We start from the raw sequence: 5810 nt of genomic DNA, 5'->3' as shown, positions 1-5810 counted from the left end.
CGGGGGGTTGACCCATCGCGTAGCGCAATCAACGAGGACCATGATGAACCTGTCCCTGGCCGTACCGGTATTGCTGGTGGTTGTCGCAGGCGCGGCCGTTGCCATGCAGCCTGCGCTCAATGCCCAGCTCGCAGCCCTGCTGCAATCGCCCTTCCGGGCTGCCCTCATCAATTTCTCGGCAGGCGCATTCATCATGCTGGCTGTGGCCGGCACGATGGCCCTCCGGCAAGGCCTGCCTTCGCGTGAGACGATTGCGAGCGTGCCCGTCCACCTCTGGTTTGCGGGCGGTGCGCTGGGCGCACTCTTCGTCACCACCGCCGTCTGGGCGACGCCGAAGATCGGGGCTGGCGCGTTCTTCTCTACCCTTATTGCCGCCCAGCTGATCGCGGCACTGGTGATGGACCATTACGGCCTTCTGGGCCTCGATGTGCGGCCTGCCAATCTTGTCCGTATCTCCGGCGTCGCGTTGCTGATCGCGGGCGGGTTCATGGTGGTGCGCGGCTGAGCGGCTTGCCAGCAGACCCAAAAAGGGCGTATCACCCGCCCCCTTTCCAGGGACGTCCCGGTTCGATCCCGGCCCGTCCGGCGCGGAAAACGAGGTGCACATCATGAAAGCCCAGTCCCAGAGGCAATTGCGCGCAGGCGAACTTGTGCGTCGCGCGCTGGCCGACATCATTGCCGAAGGCGCGATCCATGATCCGGCTGTCGCGGGCCTGCCCGTCACGGTGACGGAAGCGCGCATGAGCCCGGATCTGCGCCACGCGACCGTGTTCGTGGCAGCCATGGGCCAGGCCGACCGGGTAAAGCTCGCACGCGCTCTCGATCACGCGTCGGGCTATCTCCAGCGCGAGCTCGCCCGCCGGATCGATCTGCGCTTTACCCCGAAACTGCGCTTCGAGGCCGATGACCGCTTTGACGAGGCGGCCCATGTCGATGACATTCTCGCCCGCCCGCACGTGAAGCGCGATCTGGACTGAACCGGGTATGGGGCGCAGGAAAAAGGGTAATCCGGTCGATGGCTGGGTCTTGCTGGACAAGCCCGCCGAGATGACCTCCACACAGGCCGTGTCCGCCGTGCGGCGCATCTTTGATGCACGCAAGGCCGGCCATGCCGGCACGCTTGATCCGCTGGCGACAGGGCTTCTGCCGGTTGCGCTGGGCGAAGCCACGAAGACAGTGCCTTTTGCCCAGGATGGCATGAAGACCTATCGCTTCACCATTCGCTGGGGCATTTCCACCGATACGCTGGATGCCGAAGGCGAGGAAACCGGCTCCAGCGATGTGCGGCCCGCGCGCGACGCCATCCTGGCTGTGCTGCCCCGCTTTACCGGCGAGATTGACCAGGTCCCGCCTGCCTTCTCTGCCATCCGTGTCGACGGCGCGCGTGCCTATGACCTTGCCCGCGCAGGCGAGATGGTAGAGCTGGAAGCGCGCCGGGTGCGGATCGATGATCTGCGCCTGCTCGACACGCCGACCGCAGACCTTGCGGTTCTGGAAATGCATTGCGGCAAGGGCACATATGTACGCTCGCTGGTGCGTGACATTGCACAAGCGCTGGGCGCTGAAGGTCATGTCGCCGCCTTGCGCCGTGTGGCTGTCGGTCCGTTCGATATCGGGCAGGCCATCACGCTTGCCGATCTCGAAGCACTGAAACGCGAAGCCCGCGAGCATGAGGCGCTCGGACCCGTTCACGCTGCCGCCAGCGATCTTCCCGTCCTTGATGTGACACCCGATCAGGTGGCTTATCTGCGTCAGGGACGGGCCATCGTGGTGCCGCCCCGGCGTGCCGAGGCCCTGCGTGCCCTGCGCAGCGAACGGATGATTGGCGACCGGGACTGCTCGCGCTCGGTTCTGGCCATGAATGGCGATGAGGCGGTCGCCATTGGTGATCTGCAGGCCGGCAAGCTCTCGCCCTGGCGCGTTTTCGTTCCGGGCGAGGCCTGATCCTCGCGCTCTGGTGAACGCGAAAACCCTTTGCATGCCTTGCTATCGGCACACTTTGCGTCCATAAGCTGCGCGCACGACTGCCGACCTTGCTGGACGGTGCCCTGGCAAGGCCGGAATTGACCGGCACTGAGGAGATGACAGATGTCCATCACTGCAGAGCGCAAGTCTGCGCTCATCAAGGAATATGCCCGTGAGGCCAACGACACTGGTTCGCCGGAAGTCCAGGTGGCCGTGCTCTCCGAGCGCATCGCCAACCTCACCGAGCATTTCAAGACCCACAAGAAGGACAACCACTCGCGCCGGGGCCTGCTCAAGCTCGTCTCCCAGCGCCGCCGCCTTCTCGACTATCTGGCCCGGATTGACGAACCGCGTTACCGGGTCCTGATCGCAAAGCTGGGCCTGCGCCGCTAGGCCAGCTTCCCTTCGCGCCGGTCACCTTCAAGGGTGACCGGCGCTTCCTTATGGGCCGTGATGGTCATGGCCCTGTCCGTACGTACGAGAGAACATGTTCAATATTCAAACCGAGACGATCGAATGGGCTGGACGCCAGCTCACCATTGAAACCGGCCGCATGGCCCGCCAGGCAACCGGTTCGGTGCTGGTCACCTACGGCGAGACTTCCGTGCTCGCGACCGCCGTGGCGATGAAACAGGTCAAGGACGGGATCGACTTCTTCCCGCTGACCGTGAACTATCAGGAAAAATACTTTGCAGCCGGCAAGATCCCCGGCGGCTTCTTCAAGCGCGAAGGCCGTCCGACCGACAAGGAGACGCTGACCTCGCGTCTGATCGACCGGCCGATCCGCCCGCTCTTCCCCAAAGGTTTCAAGAACGACACCCAGGTCATGCTGACCGTGCTGTCGCACGACATGGAAAACGATCCCGATATCGTGGCCATGGTCGGCGCGTCGGCGGCTTTGGTGCTGTCGGGCCTGCCTTTCCTCGGCCCGATCGGCGCTGCGCGCGTGGGCTATGTGGATGGTGGCTATGTCATCAACCCGACCATCGCGGAAATGGCTGATTCCGAGCTTGATCTCGTTGTCGCCGGCACCTCTGACGCCGTGATGATGGTGGAATCGGAAGCCAAGGAACTGACCGAAGAGGTCATGCTGGGCGCTGTCATGGCGGGCCACGAAGCCTTCCAGCCCGTGATCGACATGATCATCCGCCTCGCGGAGAAGGCGGCGAAAGAGCCGTGGGACTTCGTTCCGGAAGACCATTCCGAGCTTGAAGCCAAGGTCCAGAAGCTCGTCGGCAAGGATATCGCCAAGGCCTACACCATCAAGGACAAGACCGAGCGCTACGCTGCGGTCGGTGCCGCGAAGGAAAAGGCGATTGCCGAACTCGCCCTGTCGGATGCCAATCCGGACGGTGTCGATCCGGTGGTGCTCAAAGGCGTGCTGAAAGACGTGGAAGCGTCTGTCGTGCGCGGCGGCATCATCAAGACCGGCAAGCGCATTGACGGCCGCAAGCTGGATGATGTGCGCGCCATCGTGTCGGAAGCGGGCGTCCTGCCGCGCACGCACGGCTCTGCGCTCTTCACCCGCGGTGAAACGCAGGCCCTCGTCGTGGCAACGCTGGGCACCGGCGAAGACGAGCAGATGATCGACGACCTTACGGGCATGTACAAGGAGCGCTTCATGCTCCACTACAACTTCCCGCCCTACTCGGTCGGCGAAACCTCGTTCCGCCTGGCTCCGGGCCGCCGCGAGATCGGTCACGGCAAGCTGGCATGGCGTGCCATGCGCGCTGTCCTGCCGGGCGCCGATACCTTCCCCTACACCATCCGCCTGGTCTCGGAGATCACCGAGTCCAACGGTTCGTCCTCGATGGCGACGGTGTGTGGTGCCTCGCTCGCCCTGATGGATGCCGGTGTGCCGATCACGCGTCCGGTTTCGGGCATCGCGATGGGCCTCATCAAGGACCCGGAAGGCGTTGCGGTCCTCTCCGACATTCTCGGTGACGAAGACCATCTCGGCGACATGGACTTCAAGGTGGCGGGCACCGAAAAGGGTGTCACCTCGCTGCAGATGGACATCAAGATCGCCGGCATCACCAAGGACATCATGGAAACCGCGCTCAGCCAGGCTCATGCCGGCCGCGCCCATATCCTTGCCGAGATGAACAAGGCGCTTACCGGTGCCCGCGGCGAACTGGCCGATACCGCGCCGCGCATCGAGCAGATGAAGATCCCGGTCGACAAGATCCGTGATGTCATCGGCACGGGCGGCAAGGTGATCCGCGAGATTGTCGAGAAGACCGGCGCCAAGGTGAATGTGGAAGATGACGGCACGATCAAGATCGCCTCGTCGGACGCCGCCTCCATCAAGGCTGCCCGTGACTGGATCCACTCCCTGACGGCCGAGCCGGAACAGGGCGCGATCTATCAGGGCAAGGTCGTGAAGGTCATGGATTTTGGTGCCTTCGTGAACTTCTTCGGTCAGCGCGACGGCCTCGTGCATGTCTCGCAACTGAAAGCCGAGCGCGTCAATCACCCCAACGATGTCGTCAAGGAAGGCGATTTGGTCTGGGTGAAGCTGATGGGCTTTGACGATCGCGGGAAGGTGAAACTTTCCATGAAGGTGGTGAACCAGGAAACGGGCGAGGAAATCGCCGCTGAAGCCGCCGCCGACTAGGCTGGCGTTTCAGACCTGACAGGAAGAACCCCGGGCGGAAACGTCCGGGGTTTTTTCATTCCGCTGGCGTTGCAGCCGGGGCAGGCGGCAGGCGGTTCGCCTTATCCGCGCTTTCGCCCCGCTTGAGGGGTTTCAGGCCGAGGACCAGTCCGGGCAGCGGGCCGCCTGCGCGCATGACGGCCCAGTGCAAGGCGATCGGCAGGAGGATGGCGATGGCCGTGCCGACAAGGGCTGCCGTATAGGGCTCTGGCGCGCCGGCAATCGCGTAGGCGCGGTGAAACACCTTGGCCACGATGAGATGGTAGAGATAGACGGTGAAGGAATAGCGTCCGATCCAGGCGAGCGCGCTCACCCGGGGCTTCAGCGCCAGCAGGGCGAGCCCGATTGTCAGGCCTGCTACCAGCGAAAACGGCGCCCGGCGCACATGTTCCAGATCAGGATCAAGCAAGGTCGCTGCGGTGAAGATCGCAAAGCTGATGGCGCCCGCGGCGGCGAGCGGCAGGACGAGGCGGTCCATGACACGCTGCGGCAGACGCGCCATGATAACGCCGCCAGCAAAGAAGGGCACAAGGTAAAGCGTCAGGTCCAGGGACAGGAAATCGACGCCGCGCGCGGCCGGTGACAGGAACAAGGCGGCGCCCGCTCCTGCCATGATCACTGCAGCAGCGAGAGGCCGTCTCGGCAGAGCCAGGTCCAGAAGCGAAATTGCGGCAAGGCACAAGATGACCGCGTGGATGAACCAGAACTGGGCATAGGGAAACAGGTAGATTTCCCACATCTGCGCCAGAGGCACGCTGAACGCGCCGCCTGTTGCCATGTTCATCACCCAGAAGAGGGTGGCGGCAAAGGCCATCGGAATGACCAGCCTGCGCGCCTTGCCGCCCATGAAGCTGGCAAGCCCGCCCCGGCTGACAGGGCGCAGGGCATAGACAAAGCCTGCCAGCACCGCAAAGAGCGGCATGCGAAGGTGGAAGGTCAGCGTGCCGAGGATTTCCAGCGGATGGTTCATCGGCACGCCCAAGCCGTGAGCCGGTTCCTCGCCGATCACGTGCAGGGCAACGAGCAGGACGCAGGCCAGCCCGCGCAGCGTGTCGATATCGTCCCGGCGTGTATCCATGGCAGATGTTTCCTTGCGGGACAGGTCCCGGCAAAAACTGGCAGTTCATGGCGCCACTGCACAGGCCGGGCCAGTGCAGATTGTCCGACGTTTCAAGCTGTTATTGGCGTG

6 protein-coding genes are annotated in these 5810 nt (G+C 63.8%); 5 read left to right on the top strand and 1 reads right to left on the bottom strand.

The features are described 5' to 3' along the window. The 5 genes from ACTS2Z_RS04715 to pnp form a co-directional block, all read left to right on the top strand. The coding region (locus tag ACTS2Z_RS04715) for a DMT family transporter (protein ID WP_442572071.1) at window positions 1-505 on the top strand (505 nt) is incomplete at its 5' end. Between the two features lie 103 nt (window positions 506-608). Then, on the top strand, window positions 609-977 hold the full coding sequence (rbfA, locus tag ACTS2Z_RS04710) for a 30S ribosome-binding factor RbfA (RefSeq protein ID WP_442572070.1): 369 nt from the start codon (window positions 609-611) through the stop codon (window positions 975-977). 7 nt (window positions 978-984) lie between these two features. Then, window positions 985-1944, top strand: a complete 960-nt coding sequence (gene truB / locus ACTS2Z_RS04705; protein ID WP_442572069.1) for a tRNA pseudouridine(55) synthase TruB — start codon at window positions 985-987, stop codon at window positions 1942-1944. 144 nt (window positions 1945-2088) lie between these two features. Further along, the gene (rpsO, locus tag ACTS2Z_RS04700) at window positions 2089-2358 is read left to right on the top strand and encodes a 30S ribosomal protein S15 (RefSeq protein WP_442572068.1); all 270 of its coding nucleotides are present in this window, start codon (window positions 2089-2091) and stop codon (window positions 2356-2358) included. 94 nt (window positions 2359-2452) lie between these two features. Next, the gene (gene pnp / locus ACTS2Z_RS04695) at window positions 2453-4582 is read left to right on the top strand and encodes a polyribonucleotide nucleotidyltransferase (RefSeq protein WP_442572067.1); all 2130 of its coding nucleotides are present in this window, start codon (window positions 2453-2455) and stop codon (window positions 4580-4582) included. 55 nt (window positions 4583-4637) lie between these two features. Here the strand turns inward: pnp and ACTS2Z_RS04690 are convergent, their stop codons facing one another. Further along, complete coding sequence (locus tag ACTS2Z_RS04690; RefSeq protein WP_442572066.1) at window positions 4638-5699, bottom strand: acyltransferase family protein; 1062 nt, start codon at window positions 5697-5699, stop codon at window positions 4638-4640. Window positions 5700-5810 lie beyond the last annotated feature (111 nt).

This window comes from Glycocaulis sp. (assembly GCF_052168375.1).
Lineage (GTDB): Bacteria > Pseudomonadota > Alphaproteobacteria > Caulobacterales > Maricaulaceae > Glycocaulis.
This window is presented reverse-complemented; position numbering and strand designations above follow the sequence as displayed.

Excerpts from the sequence above, each read along its gene's own strand:
- rbfA (WP_442572070.1), top strand. The coding sequence starts at position 609 with ATGAAAGCCCAGTCCCAGAGGCAATTGCGCGCAGGCGAACTTGTGCGT.
- truB (WP_442572069.1), top strand. The coding sequence starts at position 985 with ATGGGGCGCAGGAAAAAGGGTAATCCGGTCGATGGCTGGGTCTTGCTG.
- rpsO (WP_442572068.1), top strand. The coding sequence starts at position 2,089 with ATGTCCATCACTGCAGAGCGCAAGTCTGCGCTCATCAAGGAATATGCC.
- pnp (WP_442572067.1), top strand. The coding sequence starts at position 2,453 with ATGTTCAATATTCAAACCGAGACGATCGAATGGGCTGGACGCCAGCTC.
- ACTS2Z_RS04690 (WP_442572066.1), bottom strand. The coding sequence starts at position 5,699 with ATGGATACACGCCGGGACGATATCGACACGCTGCGCGGGCTGGCCTGC.